The sequence below is a fragment of the Mycobacterium europaeum genome, assembly GCF_002102155.1.
Lineage (GTDB): Bacteria > Actinomycetota > Actinomycetes > Mycobacteriales > Mycobacteriaceae > Mycobacterium > Mycobacterium europaeum.
This window is the reverse complement of the sequence record NZ_LQOU01000065.1, coordinates 65,985-91,305: the sequence shown is the minus strand read 5'-3', so window position 1 is coordinate 91,305 and position 25,321 is coordinate 65,985. Positions and strand designations below refer to the sequence as shown.

26 protein-coding genes are annotated in these 25,321 nt (G+C 70.4%); 14 read left to right on the top strand and 12 right to left on the bottom strand.

The window, feature by feature from the left end; genetic code table 11:
- Nucleotides 1-41 precede the first annotated feature (41 nt).
- The gene (locus AWC03_RS25270; RefSeq protein ID WP_085243513.1) at nt 42-1,388 is read left to right on the top strand and encodes a flavin monoamine oxidase family protein; all 1,347 of its coding nucleotides are present in this window, start codon (nt 42-44) and stop codon (nt 1,386-1,388) included.
- Here AWC03_RS25270 and AWC03_RS25265 read toward each other — a convergent pair.
- On the bottom strand, nt 1,383-2,339 hold the full coding sequence (locus AWC03_RS25265; RefSeq protein WP_085243428.1) for an alpha/beta fold hydrolase: 957 nt from the start codon (nt 2,337-2,339) through the stop codon (nt 1,383-1,385). The genes AWC03_RS25270 and AWC03_RS25265 overlap by 6 nt on opposite strands.
- A 133-nt stretch (nt 2,340-2,472) precedes the next feature.
- Between AWC03_RS25265 and AWC03_RS25260 the strand changes: the two genes are divergently transcribed.
- Nucleotides 2,473-3,825, top strand: a complete 1,353-nt coding sequence (locus AWC03_RS25260) for a flavin monoamine oxidase family protein (protein WP_085243512.1) — start codon at nt 2,473-2,475, stop codon at nt 3,823-3,825.
- Here the strand turns inward: AWC03_RS25260 and AWC03_RS25255 are convergent.
- The 3 genes from AWC03_RS25255 to AWC03_RS25245 all read right to left on the bottom strand — a co-directional run bounded on the left by AWC03_RS25255 (nt 3,822) and on the right by AWC03_RS25245 (nt 6,954).
- The gene (locus tag AWC03_RS25255) at nt 3,822-4,217 is read right to left on the bottom strand and encodes an STAS domain-containing protein (RefSeq protein WP_249025970.1); all 396 of its coding nucleotides are present in this window, start codon (nt 4,215-4,217) and stop codon (nt 3,822-3,824) included. The genes AWC03_RS25260 and AWC03_RS25255 overlap by 4 nt on opposite strands.
- A 424-nt stretch (nt 4,218-4,641) precedes the next feature.
- Nucleotides 4,642-5,730 carry a helix-turn-helix transcriptional regulator gene (locus AWC03_RS25250; protein ID WP_085243426.1) on the bottom strand — a complete coding sequence of 363 codons (1,089 nt, stop codon included), beginning with the start codon at nt 5,728-5,730 and terminating at the stop codon, nt 4,642-4,644.
- Nucleotides 5,731-5,772: 42 nt separating this feature from the next.
- Nucleotides 5,773-6,954 carry a glycosyltransferase gene (locus AWC03_RS25245; protein ID WP_085243425.1) on the bottom strand — a complete coding sequence of 394 codons (1,182 nt, stop codon included), beginning with the start codon at nt 6,952-6,954 and terminating at the stop codon, nt 5,773-5,775.
- 184 nt (nt 6,955-7,138) lie between these two features.
- Here AWC03_RS25245 and AWC03_RS25240 point away from each other — a divergent pair, with 184 nt between their 5' ends.
- Nucleotides 7,139-8,029, top strand: coding sequence for a chemotaxis protein CheB (locus AWC03_RS25240; protein WP_085243424.1), 891 nt, complete (start codon nt 7,139-7,141; stop codon nt 8,027-8,029).
- A gap of 5 nt (nt 8,030-8,034) precedes the next feature.
- On the opposite strand, the gene AWC03_RS25235 is transcribed toward AWC03_RS25240, so the two are convergent.
- Genes AWC03_RS25235 through AWC03_RS25225 form a run of 3 tightly spaced genes read right to left on the bottom strand, consistent with a single transcriptional unit; the run spans nt 8,035 to nt 11,644 of the window.
- The gene (locus AWC03_RS25235; RefSeq protein ID WP_085243423.1) at nt 8,035-9,876 is read right to left on the bottom strand and encodes a CheR family methyltransferase; all 1,842 of its coding nucleotides are present in this window, start codon (nt 9,874-9,876) and stop codon (nt 8,035-8,037) included.
- Between the two features lie 54 nt (nt 9,877-9,930).
- Nucleotides 9,931-10,689 (bottom strand): STAS domain-containing protein, encoded by a 759-nt coding sequence (locus AWC03_RS25230; RefSeq protein ID WP_085243511.1) that lies wholly within the window; start codon nt 10,687-10,689, stop codon nt 9,931-9,933.
- On the bottom strand, nt 10,682-11,644 hold the full coding sequence (locus AWC03_RS25225) for a chemotaxis protein CheB (RefSeq protein WP_249025969.1): 963 nt from the start codon (nt 11,642-11,644) through the stop codon (nt 10,682-10,684). Before AWC03_RS25225 ends, AWC03_RS25230 begins: the two co-directional genes overlap by 8 nt.
- A gap of 145 nt (nt 11,645-11,789) precedes the next feature.
- Between AWC03_RS25225 and AWC03_RS25220 the strand changes: the two genes are divergently transcribed.
- Nucleotides 11,790-12,047: a DUF7218 family protein gene (locus AWC03_RS25220; protein ID WP_085243509.1), complete on the top strand. Its 258-nt coding sequence runs from the start codon at nt 11,790-11,792 to the stop codon at nt 12,045-12,047.
- Here AWC03_RS25220 and AWC03_RS25215 read toward each other — a convergent pair.
- A complete protein-coding gene (locus AWC03_RS25215) occupies nt 12,041-12,646 on the bottom strand; it encodes a nucleotidyltransferase family protein (RefSeq protein ID WP_085243422.1) in 606 nt (201 codons plus the stop codon). The two genes, AWC03_RS25220 and AWC03_RS25215, sit on opposite strands and share 7 nt — an antisense overlap.
- Before the next feature lie 299 nt (nt 12,647-12,945).
- Between AWC03_RS25215 and AWC03_RS25210 the strand changes: the two genes are divergently transcribed.
- From AWC03_RS25210 to AWC03_RS25200, 3 genes are read left to right on the top strand one after another with little or no spacing between them, the layout of a single operon-like run.
- Entirely contained in the window at nt 12,946-13,887 is a 942-nt protein-coding gene (locus AWC03_RS25210; protein WP_085243421.1) for an acyl-CoA dehydrogenase family protein, read from the top strand.
- An 8-nt stretch (nt 13,888-13,895) separates the two neighbouring features.
- Nucleotides 13,896-14,669, top strand: a complete 774-nt coding sequence (locus tag AWC03_RS25205; RefSeq protein WP_085243420.1) for a PIG-L deacetylase family protein — start codon at nt 13,896-13,898, stop codon at nt 14,667-14,669.
- 57 nt (nt 14,670-14,726) lie between these two features.
- Nucleotides 14,727-15,491 carry an endonuclease/exonuclease/phosphatase family protein gene (locus tag AWC03_RS25200; protein ID WP_085243419.1) on the top strand — a complete coding sequence of 255 codons (765 nt, stop codon included), beginning with the start codon at nt 14,727-14,729 and terminating at the stop codon, nt 15,489-15,491.
- Nucleotides 15,492-15,501: 10 nt separating this feature from the next.
- Here the strand turns inward: AWC03_RS25200 and AWC03_RS25195 are convergent, their stop codons facing one another.
- The gene (locus tag AWC03_RS25195) at nt 15,502-15,798 is read right to left on the bottom strand and encodes a DUF3349 domain-containing protein (protein WP_085243418.1); all 297 of its coding nucleotides are present in this window, start codon (nt 15,796-15,798) and stop codon (nt 15,502-15,504) included.
- 136 nt (nt 15,799-15,934) lie between these two features.
- The gene (gene mbp1, locus AWC03_RS25190; protein ID WP_085243417.1) at nt 15,935-16,171 is read right to left on the bottom strand and encodes a microaggregate-binding protein 1; all 237 of its coding nucleotides are present in this window, start codon (nt 16,169-16,171) and stop codon (nt 15,935-15,937) included.
- Nucleotides 16,172-16,321: 150 nt separating this feature from the next.
- Here mbp1 and AWC03_RS25185 point away from each other — a divergent pair, with 150 nt between their 5' ends.
- The 5 genes from AWC03_RS25185 to AWC03_RS25165 all read left to right on the top strand — a co-directional run bounded on the left by AWC03_RS25185 (nt 16,322) and on the right by AWC03_RS25165 (nt 21,781).
- Complete coding sequence (locus AWC03_RS25185) at nt 16,322-17,179, top strand: SDR family oxidoreductase (RefSeq protein WP_085243508.1); 858 nt, start codon at nt 16,322-16,324, stop codon at nt 17,177-17,179.
- 239 nt (nt 17,180-17,418) lie between these two features.
- On the top strand, nt 17,419-17,826 hold the full coding sequence (locus tag AWC03_RS25180; protein WP_085243416.1) for an STAS domain-containing protein: 408 nt from the start codon (nt 17,419-17,421) through the stop codon (nt 17,824-17,826).
- Nucleotides 17,827-18,105: 279 nt separating this feature from the next.
- Nucleotides 18,106-18,501 carry a heme-binding protein gene (locus AWC03_RS25175; RefSeq protein ID WP_085243415.1) on the top strand — a complete coding sequence of 132 codons (396 nt, stop codon included), beginning with the start codon at nt 18,106-18,108 and terminating at the stop codon, nt 18,499-18,501.
- 119 nt (nt 18,502-18,620) lie between these two features.
- Nucleotides 18,621-19,676 carry a DNA topoisomerase IB gene (locus tag AWC03_RS25170; protein ID WP_169716555.1) on the top strand — a complete coding sequence of 352 codons (1,056 nt, stop codon included), beginning with the start codon at nt 18,621-18,623 and terminating at the stop codon, nt 19,674-19,676.
- Nucleotides 19,677-19,987: 311 nt separating this feature from the next.
- Nucleotides 19,988-21,781 (top strand): thiamine pyrophosphate-requiring protein, encoded by a 1,794-nt coding sequence (locus tag AWC03_RS25165; protein ID WP_085243413.1) that lies wholly within the window; start codon nt 19,988-19,990, stop codon nt 21,779-21,781.
- Nucleotides 21,782-21,784: 3 nt separating this feature from the next.
- Here the strand turns inward: AWC03_RS25165 and AWC03_RS25160 are convergent, their stop codons facing one another.
- Complete coding sequence (locus AWC03_RS25160; RefSeq protein ID WP_085243412.1) at nt 21,785-22,447, bottom strand: UdgX family uracil-DNA binding protein; 663 nt, start codon at nt 22,445-22,447, stop codon at nt 21,785-21,787.
- Between the two features lie 71 nt (nt 22,448-22,518).
- On the bottom strand, nt 22,519-23,079 hold the full coding sequence (locus tag AWC03_RS25155; protein ID WP_085243411.1) for a hemerythrin domain-containing protein: 561 nt from the start codon (nt 23,077-23,079) through the stop codon (nt 22,519-22,521).
- Nucleotides 23,080-23,217: 138 nt separating this feature from the next.
- On the opposite strand from AWC03_RS25155, the gene AWC03_RS25150 reads away from it, so the two are divergent.
- Nucleotides 23,218-24,255 carry a hypothetical protein gene (locus AWC03_RS25150; RefSeq protein ID WP_085243410.1) on the top strand — a complete coding sequence of 346 codons (1,038 nt, stop codon included), beginning with the start codon at nt 23,218-23,220 and terminating at the stop codon, nt 24,253-24,255.
- Nucleotides 24,256-24,314: 59 nt separating this feature from the next.
- Entirely contained in the window at nt 24,315-25,316 is a 1,002-nt protein-coding gene (locus tag AWC03_RS25145; protein ID WP_085243409.1) for a sensor domain-containing protein, read from the top strand.
- Nucleotides 25,317-25,321: the final 5 nt, after the last annotated feature.

Here is a 25,321-nt window from a genome sequence, read left to right as displayed (position 1 = left end):
TTGGCGCACGAAACCGCGAAAATTGGGGTTGACTGGTGCGCGTGCCAAACCCGCCGTGGATTGTCGACGTTGTCGTGGTCGGCGCAGGCTTTGCCGGACTTGCCGCGGCGCGCGAGCTGGCCCGCCAGGGCCACGACGTGGTGGTCTTCGAGGGCCGCGACCGCGTCGGGGGCCGCTCCTTCACCGGCAGCGTGGCGGGTTTGCCCGCCGATCTCGGCGGCACCTTCGTCGGCCCCACCCAGGACGCGGTCCTGGCGCTCGCCGCCGAACTCGACGTGCCGACCATCCCCACCCACCACGACGGCAAGAACGTCATCCACTGGCGCGGCTGGACGCACTCCTACCGGGGCACCATCCCCAAGCTCTCGCTGACCGGGCTGCTCGACATCGGCCGGCTGCGTTGGCAATTCGACCGGCTCGCCCGCAGCGTCCCGCTGTCGGCGCCGTGGGAGGCGCGCCGTGCGCGCGAGCTCGACGACGTGTCGCTCGGCGGCTGGCTGCGGTCCGTGCGCGCCACCGCCTCGTCGCGCGACCTGCTGGCGATCGTGGCGCGGGTGACCTGGGGATGCGAACCCGACGACGTGTCGATGCTGCACGCGGCCCGCTACACGCACGCGGCCGGTGGCCTGGACCGGCTGCTCGACGTCGAAAACGGCGCCCAACAGGACCGTTTTCCGGGCGGCACGCAGCAGATCGCCGAGGCCGCGGCCGCCGAGCTGGGCACGCGCGTCGTGCTGGGCGCGCCGGTCCGGCGCATCGACCGGCACGGCGCCGGGGTGACGGTCACCACCGACGTCGGCCAGGCGGAGGCGGGGTTCGTAGTCGTCGCGGTGCCGCCCGCCCATCGGGCGTCGATCGAGTTCGCGCCTCCGCTGCCCGCCGAATACCACCAACTGGCCCAGCACTGGCCGCAGGGCCGGCTCAGCAAGGCCTACGCCGCGTATTCCACGCCCTTTTGGCGGACCAACGGCTTCTCGGGTCAGGCCCTCTCCGACAGCGGGCCGGTTTTCATCACCTTCGACGTCAGCCCGCACGCCGACGGGCCCGGTGTCCTGATGGGGTTCGTCGACGCGCGCGCGTTCGACTCGCTCTCCCCGGAGCAGCGCCGCGACGACACCCTGCGCTGCTTTGCGACGCTGTTCGGCGACGACGCGCTCAAACCGCTCGACTATGTCGACCATTGTTGGGGCGCGGAGGAATTCGCGCCCGGCGGACCCACCGCCGCGGTCCCGCCGAGGTCGTGGACCCGGTTCGGGCCGTGGCTGCGCGAGCCGGTCGGCCCCATCCACTGGGCCGGCACCGAGACCGCGGACGAATGGACCGGGTTCCTCGACGGGGCCGTGCGGTCCGGCCAGCGCGCGGCCGCCGAGATCACCGCCCTGCTATGAACTGATCCGCACGTCCTTGGTCACCGATTCGGCGAGCGCCCTCAGGTGGCGGTTGACCTCGCGCGGGTGTTCCAGCATCGAGCAGTGGCCGCCGGGCAGCTCGACCAGACCGACCACGTTGGGCGCGGTGCCCGCGATGCGGCGGGCCTGGCTGATCGGGGTGAGCCGGTCGCGTTCGCTGCCGATGACCAGGGTCGGCACCGTCAAACCGTCCAGCTCCAGGTGCCGCGACCCCAGCGCGGCGACCAGCATCCGCGCGCAGCCGGCGCGCCCCGCGGGTGAGGTCTGTTCGAAGAACCGGTGGACGATCCTGGCCACGTCCGGGTCGGCGTCCCGGCCCACCGCCAGCATTCCGACGATGTAGCGGCTCGGGATGCGGGCCGCACTCGGGATCGGGAACCCACCGAACGCGTGGATCAGCGCGCGGGCGGCGGCCACCCGGGCCGGGGACAGCCCGCGTGGCACCGACAGCAGTTGCACCTCGCGGACCAGGTCCCCGGTCGTGGTGTTGATCAGCGCGACCGCGTCGGCGCGCCGGGGCACCATGTGCCGGTACCGCGCAGACCACGCGGCGATGGTGATGCCGCCCATCGAATGTCCGGCCAGCACCGCGCGCTCGTGCGGCGCCAACGTCGCATCCAGCACCGAATTCAGGTCGGAAGCAAGGTGTTTCAGGCTGTATTCGTTGCGCCGGGGCATGTCGCTGCGCCCGTGGCCGCGGTGATCGAAGGCGATCACCCGGTAATCGTTGGCCAGGTCGGCGATCTGGTAGGCCCAGGCCCGGATGGCGCACGTGATGCCGTGCGTCAGGACGATCGGGTAGCCGTCGGGCGGCCCGAAGACCTCGGCGTGCAACCGGGTGCCGTCGGTCGCCCGGACCGCGACGGTCTGACTGGGCGGCAAAACGTCGGGGTAGGGGTCGACCGCGCGAGCCGATCGTCGAGCGCTCATGACCGCACCCCCCCTCCAAACCCGGCCCCGTCGCCGCAGTTAAGGACTTTGGGAAGTTTATCCGCAAGATCCGTTCGGATTCGGTAAATCCGGCAAACGATTCTGATGTGAGACGCTAACACCCGTGTACCCGATGTCCCGTCGGGAATTCATCGCGGCCACCACGGGTTTGGCCGGTGGCGGGTTGATGGCCGCCTGCGCCCACCGCCCGCCGGCGCAACGGTCGCGGCCGGACACCCGGTCGGTCCTGGTCATCGGCGCGGGGATGGCGGGTCTGTCCGCCGCGCGCAGCCTCGCCGACGCCGGATGGCCGGTTCGGGTGATCGAAGCCCGCGACCGCGTCGGCGGCCGGGTCCACACCGACCGCGACTGGGGCGCCCCGCTGGAAATGGGCGCGTCGTGGATCCACGGAACGGCCGGCAACCCGCTGGCGGCGCTGGCGCGGCAAGCCCGGGCGGAGCTGGTCACCACCGACTATTACAGCTGGACCAGGCTCGTGATCGATCCCGACCTTGTGCCGCTCGACTACGACCCGACGCTATGGCGCGCCTTTGTGGAGCGGGCGCGTTACCAAGCCGGCGGCGGCAGCCTGGCCGCCGCCGTCAGCGCCGCGGTCGGCGGCGCAGCACTGTCCACCTCCGACCGCGCCCAGCTGGCCTTCTACCTCACCACCGAGATCGAGGACGAGTTCGCCGCCGACGCGGATCAGTTGTCGGCCATCACCTTTGACGAGGGCGACTACACCGGCGGCGATCAGGTTGTCATCACCAACGGCTACGACGCCCTGCCGAGGCTGCTGGCCAACGGCCTTCGGATCGAGCTGAATACGCCGGTGACCGCGATCGCGCAGCGGGACGACTCCGTCGTCGTGCGGGCAAAGAATCGGTCGTTGCGGGGATCCGCCGCCATCGTCACGGTGCCGCTCGGCGTGCTCAAAGCCGGGGCGATCGCGTTCGATCCGCCCCTGCCCGACCACCACGGCCGCGCGGTGGAAGCCCTGGGATTCGGGGTGCTGTCCAAGAGTTTCTTCCGGTTCGACCGGCGCGGCTGGACGGCGGACAACGCCTTCTACCAATACCTCGCGGCCGACGGCGGCCGGTGGGCCCAGTGGTTCACCATGCCGGCCGCGGCGGGCCCGATCGTGTTGGCGCTCAACGCCGGTCACCGCGGCCGCGCCGCCGAGGCCGCGCCGCCGCACGAGCTGATGGCCACCGCGCTGCCCGTCGCTCGCCGGCTGTTCGGCGACGTCTCGCCGGTGGCGGTCAAGACGTCGAACTGGAGCGCCGACCCGTATGCGCGCGGCGCCTACTCTTTTCACGCTCCGGGCTCGGGCCTCGACGACCGCCGCCGGCTGCAGGACCCCGTCAGCGACCGGCTCTACCTGGCGGGCGAGGCGGTCGGTGTCGACAATCCGGGCACCGTGCACGGCGCCCTGGCCAGCGGCCGGTACGCCGCCGAGCAGTTGATGCACCGGTTGGGCCCCTAGGACGCCAGTCCCCGAAGCCGCGCCGACGTGTCGCGCTGCGGCTCGTGTTGGCGGGCCGGGTCCGAAACCAGCCGACGCCGGGCCGCCGTCGCGCCCTCGATGTGCGCAAGGGCCGCGGCGACCGAATGGGCGATCGGCAGGCCGTGATCGGTCACGACGCGGGTGAGCCGGCGCAACGCCGGTCCGCTGACGACGCTGGACCGCAGCTGTGCCCGGCGGTGTTCCTCGTTGAGGACCAGCAGCGCGCGCAGGCCCGAGCCGGCAAGGAAGTCCAGGCCACTGAGGTCGAGCACCAGCGGGGCCTTCAGCCGCGAAAACCGGCGAATCGCCTCGGTGATCAGCTCGGCGTTGGATGCATCGACTTCACCGTCGATGCGCAAGACGGTGGCCACGCTGCGGGCGTGGACATGGATTTGCGCTGCGGCGCAATCGATTCGGTAGCGGCTGCGCGGTTGGCCGAGCAGCTCGGGGGCAGGTGCCCGGGGTGTACATAGGTCGGGTGAAGCAGTCATGGGTTGTGCGCCCTTCAGGCTTGATAGTGAGCAGGGCGAGCGACGACGGTGTCCGAGTGGCGCCCGTTGATAACGGCAGCTGGGGACTCAACCTGACCAAAGCTTACCGGCTACGGCGGCCGCCGGCGCACCTCGGCGCCGGCTGGCAACTTCCGTTCTACCCGTAATCGGCGGCCGACCAGGGGTTACCCCGACGACACGGGGTGGGAAAAAACAACTTTCGGCGTGTTCGCGTCGCGGCCGTGGCGCGAAGGTGACGCACGGTGAACGCGACGTTGCTGACCTGCGGCGGGGCGGCGTGTCGCTACGACTGCGGGGTCATGTGCCGCAGGGTGGTGTGCGGGCTCTGGCCGTACGTCTGCCGATACAGCACCGCGAACCTTCCGGTGTGCGCGAACCCCCACCGCTGGGCGATTTCGGTGACGGTGGTTTCGGACGGCGCCCCCGCCAGCAGCTCTTGATGGGCGCGGCTGAGGCGCACGCGGCGAATGTATTCCGTTGGCGTGGTGGCGAGCTGGCGGCGGAAGAGGTACTGCACCGCCCTGGGCGTCAGATGCACCGTGGCCGCGACGTCGTTGATGCTGACGTCGGCGGCGGCGTGACGATGGATGAAAGACACTGCTTCCTTGAGCGTTTCGGGCAACGCCGGCTCGTCGACCAGATCCTGTTCGGTGACGTTGGACGGGAAACATTCCAGCAGCGCGCCGGCCAGCAGCGGAGCCAGCCCCGCCACGATCAGCGGCTGGTGGGCGGTGTCCGGCGCGTCCAACATCCCCACCACATAGTCCAGCGCCCGATGCCACGCCCGCACGGCGGCGCGCGAGCGCGGGCGCCAGTCCCGGAAGTGGATCTGCTGGGGTAACGGCGCGCGCCAATCCGCGGCGACCCTGTGCAGCACCTCGGCGGGGATGCTCACCACATCGAACCGCGACTCGTTGCACTGCAACACGCACGGCATCTCGGGAGCGACCAGCACCGGGAAGTCCACCGCCGCGAGGGGGCCGCCGGCAACGCTCGTCGACCCCGCGCGGGGCTGGATCACGACGACGCCCTCGGAGGCCGGAATCTCCAGCGCGACGCGCCCCTGGATCGTCACGTCGTCCACCGTCATGGAGCCGGCTTCGCAACGGCGATGGGAGACGGCCGAGCGGCCCATCAGCCCCGTGATGCGCCAACCGGGGGTGTAGACGCCGGCAAAGAATCGCCGCGCGGCCTGCGCGTCGACGGTGCGGAACTGGTCGAACCGAACCGCCCAGTCTGCAACGCCTGCCCGTAGTCCGGCATCACCGGCAGCAGGCGGGGGGTCGGGTTGGCCCGGCCCGGGCCGTCGACCGGTGGCACCGGTGACCCCGCCGGGGCCGGTGCTGTCCGTGGTGCTCGTCATCGCGGTCATAGTCTGCGGCCCCTCCAAGGGTTTCGCGCTGTCATCATTGCATCACCGGACACCGGATGACTGCAAGCGCGCCGGCGTCCGGCGTGGGGCCGCGACCTGTCGGTAGATGTTGAGCGTGTCAAGCGCGATCCGGTCCCAGGCGTAGCGCGACACGGCGCGACTGCGGCCCGCCGCGCCCATGCTCTCACATTGAAAACTTTGCGGCAGAATGCTTCTCAACGCGGCGGATAATCCGACGGACGATTCCGGCGACACCAGCAGGCCGGTGACGTTGTCCACCACGGCGTCTTTGAGCACCCCGGCCCTGAACGCCGCCACCACCACGCCGCTGGCCATCGCCTGCAGCACCGCTGTGGCACGCGGTGGCCGCCGGGGCGTGCACGCGACCACGTCGGCGGATCTCAGCAGCATCGGCAGCTCGTCACCGGCGACGGTGCCCGCGAAGCGAACCCGGTCGTCGACCCCCAGCCTGGCGGCCAGGTGGTGCAGCCGGGCCCGCGCGTCGTCGTGCGCCCGGTTGGTGGCGGCGGTCTCGGCCACCACCAGTTCGGTGGCGGGAACCCTGCGCAGGGCGTCGATGGCGATGTCGAAGCCGTTGTGCGGCAGCGGGTTCGGCGCCAGGCAAAGGACACGCTGCAGGTCGGTTCGGGCCGGCGCCGGCCCGCTCGAGTTGAATCGCTCGACGTCGACACCGCTGGTCAAGGCCGACACCCGGGCGCGGCCCCGGCGCAGCCGGCTCAGCGCTTCGACGTCATCGGAACTCTCGCCGGTCACCCACGTCGCGCTGCGCGCCAGCAGCGGTTCGATGCGAAGCCGTTCGCCCTCCTCCTGCGGCGCTCCCCCGGCGGCGTCGGCCCGGTTGGGGGCGGCCAGTCCCAGGAAGGTCTGGACGGTGGGCACGGCTTGCCGCCGCGCGGCCAGTTGCGCGGCCAGACCGCCGAGCCACCCGTAGGCGTGCACGACGTCGGGCGGCTCGGCCGCCCACTGGCCGGCGAGTGCGGCCGCCCAGTCACCGACGTAGGGCAGCACGTCCGGGACGGACTTTGCCGCCCGGGGGCCCGCGCCGACCGATACCGTGCGACCGTCCGCGCTGGTCCCCGCAGCCCGGCGGCCATTGTGCCGGACGAACCGGGTGACCTCGTGGCCCCGGGCGGTGAGCGCGGCGGACAGTTGCTGTGGGTCGTCACCGACGATGTCGTCGCCGCTGACGATCGCAATCCTCACCGTCGAACCCCTTTCGTCGCCGTTGACGTGGGGCGTACCCGGCCCGGTATGGGCAAAAACTCGGCGGCGCGGCCGCTTCGCCTGAGGCGTGGCCATTTCGCATAGCGGACAACCCTTCGGGGCCCGGCCCGAACGGATCGCTCGCGGGACTGTGCCGCGTCCGCCGATTTGGAAGACTGGACGGGTGGCGAGCGACGCGCACCGGCCCGTCGTCGAGCTGGTAATCCTGCTGGCGTCGGCGGGTGGCCTGGACGCGCTGTCACGAGTTTTGGCGGACCTGCCGGCGGAGCTTCCGCCCGCGATCGTGGTGCAGCAGCACCTCGGCGACCACGACAGCGTGCTGCCGACGATTCTTCGCCGGCAGAGCGCGCGGCGAGTCAGCTGGGCGCGCGACGGGCAGGCCCTGGCGGCGGGACACGTGGTCGTCTGCCCGCCAAGGATGTCCCTCGAGCTGACGCCGGGCGGCCGTTGTCGCCTGCGGGCCGCGAACACCGTGGGGGTGCGGCGCTTCGACGCGCTGCTGCGGTCGGTCGCCGAGTCCTACGGGCCGCGCAGCGTGGCGGCGGTGTTGTCGGGCTCCGGGCAGGACGGGGCCGCGGGCACCGCGGCGATGAAGCGCGCCGGCGCCATCGTCATCGCGGAGAGCCCGGAGACCGCCCTGTATTCGTCGATGCCGCTGGCGGCGGCGCGGGCCGGGGCCGACCTGGTGTTGCCGATCCAGCAGATCGGCCGCATGCTCGCGGACACCGTCGAGGGGGCGCCGCTGCCCGCGCGGCTGTCCCACGGCGGCGGGGTGTGCTGGGGATCGTCAACGCAGGACGCCGGCGCGGACACGCCGGAGCCGGGAGTCGCGGGGCTGGTGCGCGACGAGGTCGTCAACAGCGCGGCGGGCCGCGCCGAAATCGCCGCCTCGCGCGCCGCCGAGCTCCGCCGCAGGCGCCGGGACCTGTCCGCGGGATTCGGCGCCACCGCAGAATCGGTGGCGACGGCGCGGCGCAGGGCCGCCGAGTCGCGGCGCCGCGCGCAGCTGGCCCACCAGGCGGCCGAGGAAGCGGCCGCGCGGTGGGGGCACTGAGGCGGCTAGACCAGCGCCTCCATCAGCAGCAGCGCGCCCCGGACCGTCCCCTCGCCCGACCGGAACGGTGTGCACATGACGCGCACCCGGGTGGGCCGCCCCCGCCGGTTGACCGCGTCCACTTCCGTCTCGCCCGAGCTGTCCGCGTCCACGAACGCGTTGCCGATCAACGGCCGCACGGTCTCCAACGACAGCCCGATGTCCAAGTCGGTCAGCCTCGTTCCAATCGTCTCCTCGGGGCGCAGCCCCCACAGCTCCTCACAGCCGCGGTTCCACAGGATCACCTTCATCTCGCGGTCCACCACCACCATTCCCATGCGAACGGAGTCGACCAGCGAATCCAGGAAGCTCTTCGCCTCGTCCAACTCCAGGCTGCGCTCCCGCAGCATGTCGTTGATGGTGTGCAGCTCGTCATTGGTGGACTGCAGCTCCTCGTTCATGGTCTCGAGTTCTTCGTTGGTGGATTGCAGCTCCTCGTTCGTGGTCTCCAGTTCCTCCACGGTGGACTGCAGTTCCTCGTTGGTGGTCTCGAGTTCCTCGTTGGTGGACTGCAGCTCCTCGTAGGCCGCTTCCAGCTGGCGGTTGGTCTGAACGACCTTGTCCAGCAGGGCGCGCGTCGCGCTGACGTCGAAGAACACGATCGACACGCCGAGCAGCCCGTTCTCGGCGTCGACCAGCGGGTTGACGTGGATCTCGAACCACACCGTCTCGGCGCCGGGCCGCTGCCATTTGACGTCCTGGATCCGCGCCGACCGGCGCTCCACCTTGGCCTGCTCCAGATAGGCCCGCAGCTCCACCGGACGGTAGGACACCTCGAGGTCGCGCAGCAGCCGGCCGATGTCGCGCGCCGAGAGCCCGAACAAGGTCTCGGCCTGTTGATTGATCATCGCCACGGTGTCCTCGCCCGTGACCACGATCTGAGCCACCGGGCTGGCACGAAAAGCCAAGTCCCGCACCGTCGTCAGGCCCGCCAGGTCGACATTGCTTTCGTAGAACGCCCCGGCGGGGTCGTAGCGCTCGAAGCCGAGGTGGCTGCCGATCGCCTTGCGGAAGATCCGGTATTTCAGGTTCAGCGGGGTGAACCGATCGCCGTGGCTGAGCAGCATCTCGGCGTGCCCGAGGAACAGCGTCCCCTGCGGCGCAAGCGCGAAATGTAAGCGGCTCAGGACGTTTCGTTGCGTCTCGGCGTTGAGGTACATCAGGGTGTTGCGGCACACCAGCAGATCGACGCGGGAGATGGGCGCATCCTTGACCAGGTCGTTGCGGCCGAAGATCACCGCGCGGCGCAGATCCTTGTGAAAGACGTAGCGGCCGTTGACCTGTTCGAAATAGCGCGACAGCAAGTCAGCGGGCACCGACTCGACGGCCTTGGCGTCGTAGGACGCGGCACGCGCCTCGGTCAGCGCGTCCTCGTCGATGTCGGTCGCGTAGATCTTGACGCGCTGGCGGAACGCCTCGGGCCCCAGCGCCTCGGCCAGCAGCATGGCCAGCGTGTAGGCCTCCTCCCCGGACGCGCACCCCGCGCTCCACACCCGGATCGGGTCGCCCGGACCGCGCTCGGCCAGCATCCGGGGAATGACGTCGGCGGCAATGTATTCCCAGGCGTCGGGGTCGCGGAAGAACGCGGTGACGTTGATCAGGATGGTGTTGAAGAGCGCCGCGAATTCGTCGGAACTAGCCTGCAGGAAGTCGAGGTATTCCTCGAAGGAGGTGTAGCCCGCCTGCTCCATCCGATGACGCACCCGGCGCATCAGGGATGTGCGCTTGTAGCCGGTGAAGTCGAAGCCGCGCGAGTCCCGCATGTAGCGCAGCAGGGCCTCGAAAGCCTCGTCAGTGGTGCCGTCCATCCCAGTCCCGTTCGCCTCGAGCGTGGCCGAAGGACTTGAACACTACTCGCGTGATCAGAGTCGATTCTCAAGACCGACCAGCGCCCACACCGTCTTGCCCGACGACGTTGGGATGCTGCCCCAGACCCGGCACAGGGCGGAAACAATGGCCAGGCCGGACACGATCTCGGCGCCGCGTTCGGCGTCTTCATGGCGACCCGGCAACCGGTCGCTGCAATCCTCCACCGCGACCGTGACGGCGTGCTCAAAGCTCTCGACGATCAGCACCGGCGCGCTGTCGGTGTGGTCGAGCACGTTCTCGACGAGCACGGTGGTCACCGTCGCGGCGACGGGAACCACCTCTCGGCTGCCCCATTCGGTCAGCCAATCGCTGACGACCCCGCGGGCCAGGCCGAGGCTGCCGCGCGAGCGCGGAAGCTCGGTGCGAGCCCGTCTGCGTACCCGCAACGACCGGCTGCGGAGGGCGCTCAGCGCCGACTCCCGGGTGGGGTGAACCGGCACATACCGGGACACGCCACCGGCGGCGATCGCCCGCCGCGTGTCCGGTTCCGAGCACACCAGCAGGATCGGGACGTCCGGCCAGACGCTGACATGCCAGCGCGCGCTCGTGAAGACCGTCCAGGCCGAGGCCGTCGGCACGGCGAGCCGGTTGACGTCGACGATCACCGCCCGGGGCTCGTCCAGGGCCGCCTTGATGACCGCATCGCGGAGACCGCGGTACGTGGAGCTGTCCAGCAAGCCCTCGACCACCAGCACCGGCACCTCATGCTGCGCGTCGGTATCGATGCGCACGGCGGAGCGCGGTTCAGCCACCGGCCCCACCGCCACGCGGAGCATTGTTCGACAACCGCTCGCCGAGGACCTTCAGCGCCCGTTCGGTTTGCTCGGTGAGGTCGGTGTAGCGCCGGTTGAGCAGACCGGTCTCGGCCCGGTCGGCCAGTTGTCCGACTTCGTCGTCGCGCGCGGCCAGCAACGCGTCGGCCGTCCACGCGTGACCCACCCGGCAGCGGAAGTTGCCCTCGCTGATGGAAACCAGGGAGCCGTTGCAGTCCGGGCAGGTGTATCCCGACGGCGCACCCAGCTGCCGGGTGTCGAAGTCGGTCGAGAATCGCGACGTCACGGCGATGTGGTTCTCCAATTCCATTGCGGCGTCGGGCTCCATCTCGGGATCCTCTCGCTCTTGGTGCGACAGCTCTTTGAGCAGGGCGCCGATGTCGGCGGCCGCCGCCTGGTGATCCAGCAGGCCGGCGTCGCGCGCGTTGGTCGGCATCGCGGGGAACAGCGCGTCATCGGGTGACTGACCGATGGTGACGCCGCCGCGCGAGCGGATCGCCGCCAGTCCCAGGACGCCGTCGTCGAGCACGCCGGAGAGCAGGACGCCCACCGCGCGCGGGCCGAACGCGAGGGCGATCGAGCGAAACAGCGCGTTGATCGCGGGGCGATGCCCGTTCTCGGTGGACCCCGGCGACAGCACCACGCGGTGGTCGGCGACCAACAGGTGGTGGTCGGGACGGGCGACGTAGATGCGCCCCGGTTCGAGCTTCGCGCCGTCTTCGGCCGCGACCGCCGGCAGCGGGCCGGAGCGGTCGACGATCCGGGCCAGCACGCTGGGCGCACCGGCCCGGACGTGCAGGGTGATCGCGTAGGCGTAGGGGACGTCGGGCGACAGTCCCGCGGCCAGCTTCGACAGCGCTTCCACTCCCCCGGCGGAGGCACCTATAGCCACCACACCGCGCAATTCGCCGTTGTCGCCGATCGACCCGATCACCACCCTCGACTACCCGCATCAATGCTAGGTAACCCAGGCGGCGAGGGATAGTTGCGCATCGGCCGCTGCGGCCTCGCGGGCAGGCGTTTTCACCCCGGCCGGGGCGGGCATCCTGACTTCGACGCTTCGGACGGAAGGATGGATGATGCCGAATTCGTCGATCAAGAACGAGAAGTTGTACAAGGACCTCCGCAAGCAGGGCGACTCCAAGGAGAAAGCGGCCCGCATTTCCAACGCGGCCGCCGCCCGGGGCAAGTCCTCGGTCGGCCGCAAGGGCGGCAAATCGGGCTCGTATCAGGACTGGACCGTCCCGCAGCTGAAGAAGCGCGCGAAAGAGCTTGGCATTTCCGGGTATTCGAGCCTGACGAAGGACAAGCTGGTAGCCAAGCTGCGCAATCACTGACCGTCGCGACCACCGGTGAGGCCGAGCCGCTCGACCAACACCAGGAAGGCGACCGCGTAGTCGTTATCGGCGGTGTGCGTCCTGATCCGATCCCAGTCCAGCCGTTCGCGAACCGCGCGCACGGCGGGCAACAGCCTGGCGAAGTCACAGTAATGCTCGCCCAGTGACCGCAGTTGCTGGATCAACACCATGGTGGGCGGCAGCACGGGCATCCTGACGGCCAGCACGTCGTGCTGCTCGGCACAGTCCAGGGTCGGCGTTTCCACCCGCACGCCGTTGAGGCGATGCAGGACGTCGACGACCGTGTCGCCGGTGCGCGCCTTGAACAGCCAGTCCTCGGGCGGCCGTTCGACGGCGAAGCCCGCCCTGCTGAGGGTCGCCACGGCGTCGTCCACGTCCGACTCGGCCACCACCAGGTCCACGTCGTGGGTGGGCTCGGGCGCCCCGTAGGCCCACAACGCATAGCTGCCGGCCAACGCGAAACGGGGCCCGTTCTCCTTGAGCGCCGAGGCCGCACTCCGCAGCGCCTCCCGCAGCGGCGTGCTGGACGCGGACGGGTCGACATGGGTCTCGTGGGCTGTCGTCTCATGGGCGGTCATCGTGCCTAGGTCATACCCCGCCCGCGGCGGGTGGAACCTGCGCGGACGCGGCGCCGGGGAGGGTAAGCCGTTTAAGTTGCGGCCGTTTGGGCAAATCTTATGGTTATGTCAGCCTCCTGGCTCCATGCGCGTGACGCCGCAGCCACTCCGATCTCCGCCCGCATCCAGTGGGCGGGCCACCAGTTTCACCGCGTCACCGAATCGTTTGTCATCACGTCGGCGCGAACCCGGGCTCGGGCGCCACACGGGTTCGCTGACCGCCTCAGGCAACTGGGGGGATCGGTGGCGGGTGATTGCGCGTGACGGCGGGTTTGGTCAGGCATTGGCTGGACGCCGGTCGGCTCGAGCTGCCGCTGCCCGCCTCCGGACGCACCGCCGAACGCTGGCAGCGCCTGGCGTCGCTGGCCGAAGAGAACATCGTGGCGGCCAGGGTCGCCGAAGCCCACGCGGACGCCGTCGCGATCCTGCACGAACTGGGCGGTAAACCCCCGGAATCCGGCCAACTGTGGGGCGTCTGGACTGCCGAGTCGCCCGATGCGGTGTTGACGGCCACCGACGTCAACGGCGCGTTCACCCTCACGGGCACGAAGGTGTGGTGCTCGGGCGCCGGGTTTTGCACCCACGCGCTGGTGACCGCCCGGCTCGAAGACGGAACGCCGGGCCTGTTCGCCGTTCAGGTGACGGATCCGGGGGTCAAACCCCTGCCCAGCACCTGGTGGAACGCGGGAATGGCGGGCAGCGACACCCGGCCGGTGCAGTTCACGAATACCCACGCGGTCGCCGTCGGCGATCCCGGCGACTATCTGAACCGGCCCGGGTTCTGGCACGCGGCGATCGGCGTGGCCGCCTGCTGGCTCGGTGGCGCGCGCAGGGTTGCCGATCCCCTGTATCGTTGCGCCGCAAGCGAATCCGCCGACGCCTACTCGTTGGCGCACCTCGGCGCCGTGGACGCCGCGTTGGCCGCCGGCGACGCGATCCTGGCCGTCGCGGCGACCCAGGTCGATTCCGATCCGTTCGACCGGGCGGGGACCGCGCAGCTGCTGGCCCGCCGCGTCCGCACGGTGGTGGAACACGCGGTCGACGAAGCCATCACCCGCACCGGCCGCGCGCTGGGACCCGGCCCGCTCTGCCAGGACGGGCGGCACGCCCAGCGGGTCGCGGACCTGAGCATCTACATCCGGCAAAGCCACGCCGAGCGGGACCTCGCCGAGCTCGGGCAGCTGGCCGGCCGGCGGCCCTGAGGCGCGCCATGCGAGCCGCATCGACCAGCAACCGCGACCGGTTTGCCGCCAAGCCCCTCACCCACGGCGGGACCCCGGCGCCCTTGTGGCTGGCCGCTTTCGAGCGCAGCCCCGTGCCGCCGCTCGACCTGAGCGAGTGCCCGCGCCTGATCGTCGTCACCCCCCACCCCGACGACGAAACCCTCGGCCTGGGCGCGACGATCGCCCAACTGGTCGCCTCGCATGTCGACGTCCGGGTGGTCTCGGTCAGCGACGGAGGCACGGCCCAACCCGGCGCCACGCGGTCCGGCCGGATTCGTCTGGCGACCACGCGTCGATACGAATTGCGCAGGGCCAGCCACGTTTTGGGAGTCAGTCCACCCGTTTCGCTGGGCCTGCCCGGCGGCGAGCTGGCCGACCACGAGGACGCGATCGCCGAGTCGCTCGCCGGCATCCTGGCGGCCGCCGGCCCCGACACCTGGTGCGCGGCGACCTGGCGGGGAGACGGACACCCCGATCATGAGGCCGTGGGACGGGCGGCGGCCGCGGCGTCTGCGCACACCGGCGTCGCGCTGCTCGAATATCCGATATGGATGTGGCACTGGGCCGCTCCCGCCGATCCGACGGTGCCGTGGGACCGCGCCCGCTCGGTGCCCGCATCCGGCTGGGCCGTTAACCGCAAACGCCTTGCGGCGCAATGCTATCGGAGCAGGTTGGGGCCCAGCCGTGCCGGACGGACGACCGTCCTGCCGCCATTCGTCCTGCAGCGGCTGCTCGCCGTGGGAGAGGTCGTGTTCCGGTGAGGGCGCATCCTTCGCGGTCATGACTGCCCGCCCGGGAAAGTGGGTAGGAGAGACCCTATGCGCGTGGCGACCTTCAACATCCTGCACGGCCGCACCGTCGGCGACGGGGTGGAGTTGCAGCGGCTGCGTGACTGCGTGCGCCGCCTCGATCCCGACGTGTTGAGCCTGCAAGAGGTCGACTGCGATCAGCCCCGGTCCGACCGCGCCGACCTCACGGCGGTGGCGGCCGAAGCCATGGGGGCCGTCGAACACCGGTTCGTGGCAGCGATTTCCGGCACCCCGGGGGCGACGTGGATGGCCGCCACGGGTCACGAGCAGCCCGGGACGGCGGCCTACGGAATCGCATTGCTGTCGCGCTACCCGGTGGCCAGCTGGCAGGTGGTGCGGCTGCCCCGCATTCCGATGCGTTTTCCCATGTACCTGCCGGGGCCCAACCGGGTGATGATCGTCGACGAGGAGCCGAGGGCGGCGGTCATCGCGCAGCTGCACACCCCGATGGGCGGGCTGACGGTGGCCAACACGCACCTGTCGTTCGTGCCCGGCTGGAATCGGCGCCAGCTGCGCAGGCTGGTGCACGACCTGCGCGGCTTCCCGGGGCCGCGGCTGCTGACCGGCGACCTGAACATGACTCCCGAAACGGTGCGGCGCTGGTCGGGCATGCGGGCGTTGGCCTCGGCCGCGACGTTCCCGGCGGAGGCCCCCGACCGCCAGCTCGATCACATCTTGACCGACGACCGCGGCCTGCGCGGCAGCGCCGTCGAGGCCGAGCCCATGGGAATCTCCGACCATCGGCCGCTGGTCGTCGACCTCGCACACGGGTGAATCGCGGCGCTCAGGCCCCGGGGCGCCCCACCCATCCCAGCGCGTTCAGCCGGTGGCGGACCCGCTCGATCTCATCGACGGAGGGCAGCTCGTCGGTAACCCGGGTGATCGCCACGCCGACGTCAACGTTGGTGATCGAAGGAGGTTTCGGCGCGGCCAATTTCGTCGCGATGGTGGTGACCTCGTCGTCGGACACCCGGCGCGGCAGCAGCGCCAGCAGCGGCGCGTATCCGAGCGCCGGCGCCCCGCTCGGGTAACCCGCGCGCAGGAACGCGAGAAGGCTCGAGACCCGTTCGGTCAAGCGCATCTTCCACCTCGCTAATCCACCGCACGCTACCCCGGCGATCGGTTCTAGCCAGGGATAACCCCGCCCCGGGGTTTGAACCGCGGGGCGGACAGGAGGGGCCCGGCCCTCAGCGGGACCGGACCCCTTCGCCGGCGACTTACTGGTTTTCCTTCTCGCGCTGCTCGGCGGCCTCCGCACCGGCCCGCGCGGACTCGGCTTCGGCCTCCTTCTTGCCCGCGTCGCGCTGGGCGTCGGCCTTGTCCTGCTGGGCCTGCCCCTCCTTGACCATGTCATCGCGGCCGAGCACGGCCCCGCCGACCTCCTTGACCTTGCCCTTGACGCCCTCGACGGCGCCCTGGACGGCTTCCTGCGGCCCGCTCTTGTCGTCCCCCATGGACTGACCTCCCTTTGGTTAACTGAGCAACTCGTCCCTACGGCGTTCCCACCGGCCGACCCGCCAAACGCCGCCGCCGGTGTGCGGGCGATCACGGGGTTGGGGCCGCGGCCCAATCGGGCCGTTTCAACCGCAATCGAGTGGGTAAAGCTGAGCGACCAACGAAAGAGGGGGAGGCTTCTGACCACCATCGCCGTGATCGGGGCGACCGGCACCGCCGGGTCCCGCGTCGTCGCCAGGCTCAGGGCCCGGGAGGTCGCCGTCGTCGAGATCTCCCGCGCGCATGGCATCGACCTGCTCAGCGGGGAGGGCCTGTACCGGGCGTTCAAGGGAGTCGACGTCGCGATCGACGTCTCCAACCCCGCGCCGCGCGATGGGCAGCCCACCGTCGTCGAGGCTCTGGTCACCGCCGCGCGCAACATCATGGGTGTGTGCGCAGCCCGCGACGTCCAGCGACTGGTCGTCTCGACCATGGCCGGCATCGACGACCCGGCTTTCGGCGGCGCACCCTATTTCGAGGCCAAACGGGCGGCGAAGGAGATCCTGCTCGACGGCCCCGTCCCGACCACGGTGGTGAAGTCGACCCCATGGTACGAATCCGCCACCGGCCCGCCGGGGCCGGTGCACGGTGACGGCGACCAGGTGATCGTCGAGGACTGGCTGATTCAGCCCATCGCCGCCGACACCGTCGCCGACGTGCTCGTCGAGACGGCCCTGGGCCAGACGCCGACGCCGCGCACCATCACCGGCCCGGAGACCATCCGCCTGCCCGAGCTGACCTCGAAAGTGCTTGCCCGTCAAGGCGATAGCCGTACCGTGCGGCCGGTGAAGCCCGCCGTTCCCGCGCTCGCCGCGGGGGCGCTGCTGGCCACCGAACGGGCGGTGGTGGTCGGGCCCGACGTCGAGACCTGGCTGCGGTCGCTGCCCCCGGCCGGTGCCGACGGCCACGCGCAGGACGGCGACGGTGCCCACGCACTGTCGCACCGACCGGACTTGTCCCGGATGTGAGCGGGTCTCCCGAAGCCAGGAAACGAAGAATTCTCGGCCCGCCTCGGCGCGGCCGGCCCGAACCCGCTGGTTGACGGGGCTTTTCGGAGCAGTACACCGCGGGGCGAAGTCATTCCCGTATCCCGGCGGCCGCATTGACGCTATGGTCATCTCAGGTTGAATCCACAGCTGCCCTCATTCGAGCGGCCGCGCGGACACCGGGTCGCTCGCCACCATCACGACATCCGACGGGCGACGACATGACTGCTCAACCGTATCGAGTCGAAGAACGACTCCACTGCTATGAAATCGATTGCGCCGGCGCGCGACTGCGCGTGCAGGCGCACCGCCTCGCCACCGTGCTGCGCATCACCGGCGAGATCGACGCGTCCAACGCCGATCTGGTCGCCGCGGCGATCCGCCGTTTCCTGCGGCTGCGGGCCCCGCTGGTCCTCGACCTCGGCCGGGTGGATTACCTGGGCAGCGCGGCCCTGAACGTGCTGCTGCTGGTCGGCGACGAATGTCAGCTCGCCGGCGTGCCCTACGGGGTGGTCAGCGGCGTCGCACTGCGCCGGCTCACCCGGTTGGTCACCGGCCTCGGCTTGCCCCTGGCGGATTCGGTCACCGACGCGCTTCGACGGATCCAGGGCGCCGTGCGCACCCCGTGAAGGCTGCAAAGGCGCCGATTTCAGGTCACGATTCCGTCACGATGTCGATCACGGTTCCTTAAGAACCACCCTGGGGTCCTTAAGAATTCTCAACGTTGCCGTCAGGAATTGATGATTCGCTTAGTGAACGCATACGTTCACTGGCCGCATTGATGGATTTCCGCTCCCCCGCTCGGCGCGAGCGAACTCGACCCATTTCGACTTCCGCTACTTTGGTTTTCGAGGATCGGGAGCCTCTGTCGAGAATCGATTGCAATTTCTGTAAGGACACACTGAACCATGAAAATCAGCAGTATTGTCGCGCGCCGGCGACTGGCCGGCATCAGTGCCGGTTGCTTGCTCGGGGGAATCACCATGGGCGTTGTCGCGCCCTCCGCGGCCGCCGCACCCGACTGCAGCCCGGGCGGGGTGCACGCCACCGTCTCGTCCGTGCAGGGCTCGGCCGAGCAGTACCTGTCGGCACACCCGGGCGCCAACCAGGTGGTCACGGCCGCCTACGGCCAGCCGCGCCCGGAGGCCGCGGCCAACCTGCGGAGCTACTTCACGGCGCATCCGCAGGAGTACTACGACCTGCGCGGCATCCTGGCGCCGATCGGCGACACCGAACGGCAGTGCAACGTCCAGGCCCTGCCGCCGACCCTGGAGTCGGCCTATCAGGAGTTCATGGCCGGCTGATAGCGCGCGATAGGCCGAACGACCCGCCACGACGCTGTGGCGGGTCGTTTCCTTGCAACGTGTGAACGGCCATCGCGACGGGTAATTGTCCGGTCAGCGAACGTCACTGGAGGGAAATGATGCGGCTGCGTCGCAGCGTTCTCAGCAAGCCGGGCATCACGCGCAAGCGTCGCGGGAAAGGGTTCGCGTATTACGGGCCCGGCGGCGACCTGCTGTCCGACCCGCAAACCCTGCAGCGCATCAAGGATCTGGTGATTCCGCCGGCCTGGAAAAAGGTGTGGATCTCACCGCATCCCAACGGCCACATCCAGGCCGTCGGCGTGGATGCCGCCGGCCGCCGCCAGTACCTCTACCACACCGCGTGGCAACAGGAACGCGCCGAGGAGAAGTTCGACCGCGTCCTGGAGCTGTCCACCCGGTTGCCCCAGTGGCGTGCCGCCATCGCGAAAGACCTGGCGCGCAACGGGTTAACCCGCAAGCGGGTGTTGGCGCTGGCCCTGCGCCTGCTGGACCGCGGCTACTTCCGCGCCGGCGGGGAGCAGTACGCCGAGGAGCACGAGTCGTACGGCCTGGCGACCCTGCTGTGCGAGCACGTGGTGGTCCGGCGCGGCGCGGTCGAGTTCGACTTCCCCGCCAAGAGCGGCGTGCGCCGCACCGTGGAGATCGAGGACCCCGAAGTGGTCCGCGCGGTGCGCGCGCTGACGCGCCGGCCCGAGCGCAGCGAACGACTGCTGGTGTGCCGCACCGCGTCCGGCTGGGTCGAGGTGCGGTCCGACGACCTCAACGCCCGATTCAAGGAGCTCGTCGGCGACGAGTACACGGTCAAGGACCTGCGGACCTGGCACGGCACGGTGTTGGCGGCCACCGCGTTCGCCGACGCCGACCCGGCCGTTTCCCGGCGGGTGGCCAAACGCGTGGAATCCGCCGTCATGAAGGAGGTCGCCGAGGAGCTGGGCAACACCCCGGCGGTGGCCCGCGGCTCCTACGTCGACCCGCGCGTGGTGACCGGCTACGAGCAGGGGCTGACCGTCGCCGCGGCCACGCGGCGCGCCGAACGGGCCCGTGACCCCGACGCGGCCCAGGAGATCCTGGACAAGGCCACCCGCATGCTGATCCGGCGGGTGGCCAAGGGCCACAGCGCGTCCGGGTCATCCGAGCTGGCCAGGACCGCGTGACCCAAGCCGGGTAGGTCCCGGCGAAACCGCTCCGGCAAACCGCCTCTCACCCCTACCTCCTCGCGTCCACGGCCCGCACCCTCGACCGGCACCCGAAGCGCCGTTGGCTTGGATGTAAAACCGACGAATAACGGCGGCGATCCGGGGTATGCCCCGACGTGTGGGATGCGCGCTAGCCGCCCATTCGCGCCAGACTGCGGTCGAAACAGACGGCCGCGGCCCTCGCAGCAAACCACGCGCGTCGCCGTGGCTCCCGCGTCGGCCGGCGTACGCAGCGACATCATCGAACCGTCTGTCGAGGAGGGACATCAATGGCCAAGCAAGAGGTCTCCGACTATCTGCTGGATCGATTGCGGGCGTGGGGCGTCGAGCACGTGTTCGGCTACCCCGGCGACGGCATCAACGGGCTACTCGCCGCGTGGGGCCGTGCGGACAACAAGCCGAAATTCATCCAGTCGCGCCATGAGGAGATGAGCGCATTCGAGGCGGTCGGCTACGCGAAGTTCACCGGCCGGGTCGGGGTCTGCGCGGCCACGTCGGGGCCCGGGGCCGTCCACCTGCTCAACGGCCTCTACGACGCCAAACTCGACCACGTCCCGGTGGTGGCCATCGTCGGGCAGACCAACCGCACCGCGATGGGCGGCAACTACCAGCAGGAGATCGACCTGCTGGCCCTGTTCAAGGACGTCGCCAGCGACTACGTCCAGATGGTCACCGTCCCCGAACAACTGCCCAACGTGCTCGACCGCGCGATCCGGATCGCGATGACCCAGCGGGCGCCGACGGCCTTGATCATCCCCAGCGACGTGCAGGAGTTGCCGTACTCGCCGCCCGGGCACGCGTTCAAGATGGTGCCCTCCAGCCTGGGCATCGAGTACCCGGAGATCTCCCCCGACGACGCGGCCATCGCGCGCGCGGCCGAGGTGCTCAACGCGGGCAAGAAGGTCGCCATGCTGGTGGGCACGGGCGCCCGCGGGGCGCACGAGGAGCTGAGCCAGGTGGCCGACCTGTTGGGCGCCGGCTCGGCCAAGGCGCTGCTGGGCAAGGACGTGCTCTCCGACGAATTGCCCTGGGTCACCGGCTCTATCGGCCTGTTGGGGACGCGGCCGAGCTACGAGCTGATGCGGGACTGCGACACGCTGCTCACGGTCGGGTCCAGCTTCCCCTACACGCAGTTCCTGCCCGATTTCGGGCAGGCCCGCGCGGTGCAGATCGATGTCGACGGCCGGCTCATCGGGATGCGCTACCCCTACGAGGTCAACCTGGTGGCCGACGCGAAAACCGCGCTGCGGGCGCTGATTCCGCACCTGCGCCGCAAGGAGGACCGGTCGTGGCGGGAGACCATCGAGAAGAACGTGGCGCGCTGGTGGGAGACGATGGACAAGGAAGCGAACGTCAGCACCGACCCGATCAACCCGATGCGGCTGTACTCCGAGCTGTCCCCGATGCTGCCCGACGACGCCATCGTGACGGCCGACTCCGGGTCGGCGGCCAACTGGTATGCCCGCAACCTGCGTTTCCGCGGCAACATGCGGGGCTCGCTGTCTGGCACGCTGGCCACGATGGGACCCGGTGTGCCATACGCGATCGGCGCCAAGTTCGGCCAGCCGCGCCGGCCCGTCATCGCGTTCGTCGGCGACGGCGCGATGCAGATGAACGGCATGGCCGAGCTCATCACGATCAAGCGCTACTGGCAGGAGTGGGAGGACCCCCGGCTGATCGTCGCGATCCTGCACAACAACGACCTCAACCAGGTCACGTGGGAGATGCGGGCCATGGCGGGCGCACCGAAATTCCATGAGTCTCAAGCACTTCCCGACGTCGACTTCGCCGCGTTCGCCGCGAGCCTGGGCCTGAACGCGATGGCCATCAAGGACCCGAATGAACTCGGGGGCGCGTGGCGCCGCGCCTTGTCGGCCGACCGCCCCACCGTGCTCGACGTGTTCACCGATCCCGACATGCCGCCGATCCCGCCGCACGCCACCTGGGAACAGTTCAAGTCGTCGGCCACCGCGGTGCTATCCGGCGACGAGGACCGGGTGGGCTTCATCAAGGTCGGCCTCAAGACCAAGGCGCAGGAGTTCATGCCGCACAAGAAGGGATGAGCGTCAGCGGGTAGCCACGACTCCTGAACGCGCGCTGCGCAAATCGTCGACGAAGAGCCGGTAGGACTCGTCGTGCCGCTCGCTGCGATCGCGCAACACCGCCGACGGGTGGACGGTCGCCACCACGACCGGCTCAGGCTCGAGGTCGACGAGCGAGGCGGGCAGCAACACCCGCCGGCCGCGTTCGGCGGACACCCGGAAGGCCGCTCCCAGAAGGGATTGCGCGGCAGTCGCGCCGAGGCACACGATGACCTGCGGCCGCACCGCCTCGATCTCGGCGATGAGCCAGGGCCGGCAGGCGACCACCTCGGTGCGGCCCGGCTTCTGGTGGATGCGTCGCTTGCCACTCTTGCGGGTGAACTTGAAGTGCTTGACCGCGTTGGTCTCATACGTCGACGCCCGATCGACGCCGGCGTCCTCGAGGGCCCGGGCGAGCAGCCGCCCCGCGGGCCCCACGAACGGCTCGCCCACGCGATCCTCCTGGTCGCCCGGCTGCTCGCCCACCAGCATGATCGACGCGCCGGGATGTCCGCGGCCGAACACCGTTTGGGTGGCATCGGCGAAAAGCGGGCAGCCGCGGCAACATTGCGCCGCCGCCCGCAGCGCGTCCAGCCCGTGTTCGGCGGGCAGATACCGGGCGGCGCCGGGCGCCTTAGCGGCGGTCATGGCGTTTCCCCTCAGCGCGGGCCGGGGTGTCCCCACTCCCCCTCGAGTGGGGACACCCCGTAAGTGTGGTGCTAGCCCTTGCCGACGATGGCGTCGCGGGCGCGGTCCAGCATCGCCGCGAACGGTCCCGCGGCGAGGTTGGCCGCCTGCGACTCCACACCGGCGTGCGGCCGGGTCGGGGCGATCGCCTCGGCGAGCTTGGCCGCGCGGCCCATCCGTTCGAGCTCGTCGTCGCTCAGTTCCTGGCCGAGCTTGGAGAACTCGTCGTGCTCCTCGTGCTCGGCGTGCTCGACGACCGCGTCACGCAGCTGCGTCAACATGCTGGTGAACTCCGCGCTGTCGACGTCGAGCTTCTCCAGCTTCTGCAAGACGGTCTTGGCCTCGTGCTCTTCGTGGAGCCGCTCGTCGACCACCGCGGCGCCGCCGGACAGCTTCCGCTTGGCGCGCGGGTGCACGATCTCCTCTTCGGCCGTCTCGTGGACGGCCAGCAATCGGCGGAGTTCGACGAACGCCTTCTCACGTTCTTTCCCCGAAGCCGCCAGCGTCGCGGCGAACAACGTCTTGATCTGCTGGTGTTGACTGACGAGAAAGTCGACCACATCGGTGGGCGACTTGATGGCACTCTGAGCCATGGTGTCCTTCCCAACTCTGATTCGGCGCGCGGGCTGTTGCGCGCTCCCTTTCGGCTACCCGACGAAATCCGGCACCAAACGGGTACGGGCGCCCACCAGTGGGTAGTTCCTCACCAAGTCGCGAGAGGGAGGTCGCTCATGGCCGGCCGTGTCCGCACCCGGGCGGCGATGCTGGGCGCGCTCGTCGTCACGGCGGGCTGTGCCGCGCCCGGCGCGTCGTTGGAAAGCGCCCCCGACGTCGTGCTGTGGTCGGTCGCGACGCCCCTGCGCGCGCCGATGTGGTCGTATCACGCGCACGCCCTCGTCGGGCTCACCGGCGATAGCCGGGTTGCCGAGGTGACCGCCGGTGACCGCCCAGGCGACGCGCACACCCAGTTCTCGGCGCCGATGGCGGCCGGACGCAATCTCCAGATCAGCCAGAAGAACGATCGTGTCGTGTTCGTGCCGCAGCCCGAGCGGGGCCGGGTGGCCGAGGTCGACCTCGAAAGCCTGCGCCAAGTCGGCGATTTCGATGCCGGACCCGCCCCGGCTTACTTGTCCGAGGACGCCGGATTGCGGACGCTGCTGGCGCTGTCGTCGGACGGGACGTCGGTGACGCCGGTGGACCAGTACGGCTTGCGGAAGCTGCCCACCGCCCGAATCACCGGTGATCCCGCGGACAGCATCGACGGCGCCAACCGCGGCCGCGAGATCGAGTACCACGCCTACGCGCCGTCGGGAATCCGCCATTACCAAGGGCCGTCGTCGCCCGCTCAGGAGCGCGGGTCGCTGCGCATGAACGTGGCCGTCTCGGCGGGCGACGGCGCGGCCGTGACGCGCAGCTACGTGGCCGGGCGTGACGACGCCACGCTGTACGCCGTGGACTCACGCCGGGGTGGTGAGGGCCTGACCGTGCTCGCGAGCACCCGGCTGCCGTCCCCGATCCGCGAACTGGGCACCGACGACACCCGGATCTACGCCGCCACCGACCGCGAGGTGGTGGTGCTCGAGACGGCCAGTTTCACCGGCTTCCCGAGCCGGACGATCCCCGTCATCCGCGTCATCGGCTACCGGGCGGGGCTGCCGCCGGCGGCGCAGTCGGCGGCGCTGTCCGGCATGGCGATCGGGCCGCACCGGGTGTACCTGACGTTGGCCGGCCGGCCCTACGTGGTCAGCGTGGCCAAACCGCGCCTGTGACGCTCGGTCGCTTCGTCGGCTACATTGCGGGCAGGTTTGGCCGGTAAGGAGGCGCTGGCGTGACCGACCCGCAGGACCGGTATTGGCAGAACCCGTACACCTACGACCCGCTGGGCCGGGTGCCGCCGGCCCCGCGCCCGCTGGAGCCGCCGCCACTGACGCCCCCGCCCGCGCCGCCCTACCGACCGCCGGTCAACGTGCTGGCGACGCTGTCGCTGGTGTTCGCGTTCGTGTTCGCGCCGGTCGGGGCCATCCTGGGACATGCAGGGCTGGCGCAGATCCGCCGCACCGGCGAGCTCGGCCGGGACCGCGCCCGGGCGGGGCTGGCGCTGTCGTATGCGTTCATCGCCGTCGGTGTCGTCGCCCTGGTCGCGTGGGCCACCCTGGGCGGCGCGCCGCCGCCGCAGACCGCCGCGCCGGCCACCACCTCCGCGGGCCCGGCGACCCCGGCGGGCCCGGGCCCGGTCGCGCCGGACGCGCTGGCCGCGCTGCTGCCCGGCGCCGACGCCCTGAAGAACATCACGGCCGACCAGAACCTCGAGGCCGGCCAGACGTGGGACAACCCGGGCCGCCCGGGCGCGGCGGGAGCCATCGACCGGCCGGAATGCTGGGGCAGCGTCGCCCCCGGCACTCCGGACGCCTACACCGGCGACCTGGCCGGATACCACGCGGCGGAGTACCGCGACACACACAGCTTCCTCAAGTCGACGCAGGTCATCCAGGCGGTCGTGGCCTTCCGCGACCCGGCGGCGGCCCAGTCACAGTTGGCGGCGCTGCTGTCGGGATGGCGTCGATGCGGTGGGCTGACCGTGACGCTGACACCACCGCGCGGGGAAGCGCTGCCCTTCGAGGTGGGCGCGCCGGCCGATGCCGGCAACGGCATCACCACGCTGGATCTGACGCCCCGGGGTCTGCAGATCCGGTCGGCCCGGGCGATCGCGGCCAAGGCCAACGTCATCGTCGACCTGGAGGTCTCCTGCAGCGGCACCACCGACCCCGGCCAGCCGCGGCTGGCCGCGGTGGGCATCGCCGGCTACGTGCTGGGCAAGATCCCTGGCTAGGGTGG

Coding starts and splice junctions, on each gene's coding strand:
- AWC03_RS25215 (WP_085243422.1), bottom strand. CDS start 12,646: ATGACCGCCCATGAGACGACAGCCCACGAGACCCATGTCGACCCGTCC.
- AWC03_RS25265 (WP_085243428.1), bottom strand. CDS start 2,339: ATGAGCGCTCGACGATCGGCTCGCGCGGTCGACCCCTACCCCGACGTT.
- AWC03_RS25175 (WP_085243415.1), top strand. CDS start 18,106: ATGAAAATCAGCAGTATTGTCGCGCGCCGGCGACTGGCCGGCATCAGT.
- AWC03_RS25155 (WP_085243411.1), bottom strand. CDS start 23,079: ATGGCTCAGAGTGCCATCAAGTCGCCCACCGATGTGGTCGACTTTCTC.
- mbp1 (WP_085243417.1), bottom strand. CDS start 16,171: ATGGGGGACGACAAGAGCGGGCCGCAGGAAGCCGTCCAGGGCGCCGTC.
- AWC03_RS25180 (WP_085243416.1), top strand. CDS start 17,419: ATGACTGCTCAACCGTATCGAGTCGAAGAACGACTCCACTGCTATGAA.
- AWC03_RS25170 (WP_169716555.1), top strand. CDS start 18,621: ATGCGGCTGCGTCGCAGCGTTCTCAGCAAGCCGGGCATCACGCGCAAG.
- AWC03_RS25165 (WP_085243413.1), top strand. CDS start 19,988: ATGGCCAAGCAAGAGGTCTCCGACTATCTGCTGGATCGATTGCGGGCG.
- AWC03_RS25200 (WP_085243419.1), top strand. CDS start 14,727: ATGCGCGTGGCGACCTTCAACATCCTGCACGGCCGCACCGTCGGCGAC.
- AWC03_RS25235 (WP_085243423.1), bottom strand. CDS start 9,876: ATGGACGGCACCACTGACGAGGCTTTCGAGGCCCTGCTGCGCTACATG.
- AWC03_RS25150 (WP_085243410.1), top strand. CDS start 23,218: ATGGCCGGCCGTGTCCGCACCCGGGCGGCGATGCTGGGCGCGCTCGTC.
- AWC03_RS25160 (WP_085243412.1), bottom strand. CDS start 22,447: ATGACCGCCGCTAAGGCGCCCGGCGCCGCCCGGTATCTGCCCGCCGAA.
- AWC03_RS25250 (WP_085243426.1), bottom strand. CDS start 5,730: ATGACCGCGATGACGAGCACCACGGACAGCACCGGCCCCGGCGGGGTC.
- AWC03_RS25205 (WP_085243420.1), top strand. CDS start 13,896: ATGCGAGCCGCATCGACCAGCAACCGCGACCGGTTTGCCGCCAAGCCC.
- AWC03_RS25195 (WP_085243418.1), bottom strand. CDS start 15,798: ATGCGCTTGACCGAACGGGTCTCGAGCCTTCTCGCGTTCCTGCGCGCG.
- AWC03_RS25260 (WP_085243512.1), top strand. CDS start 2,473: ATGTCCCGTCGGGAATTCATCGCGGCCACCACGGGTTTGGCCGGTGGC.
- AWC03_RS25220 (WP_085243509.1), top strand. CDS start 11,790: ATGCCGAATTCGTCGATCAAGAACGAGAAGTTGTACAAGGACCTCCGC.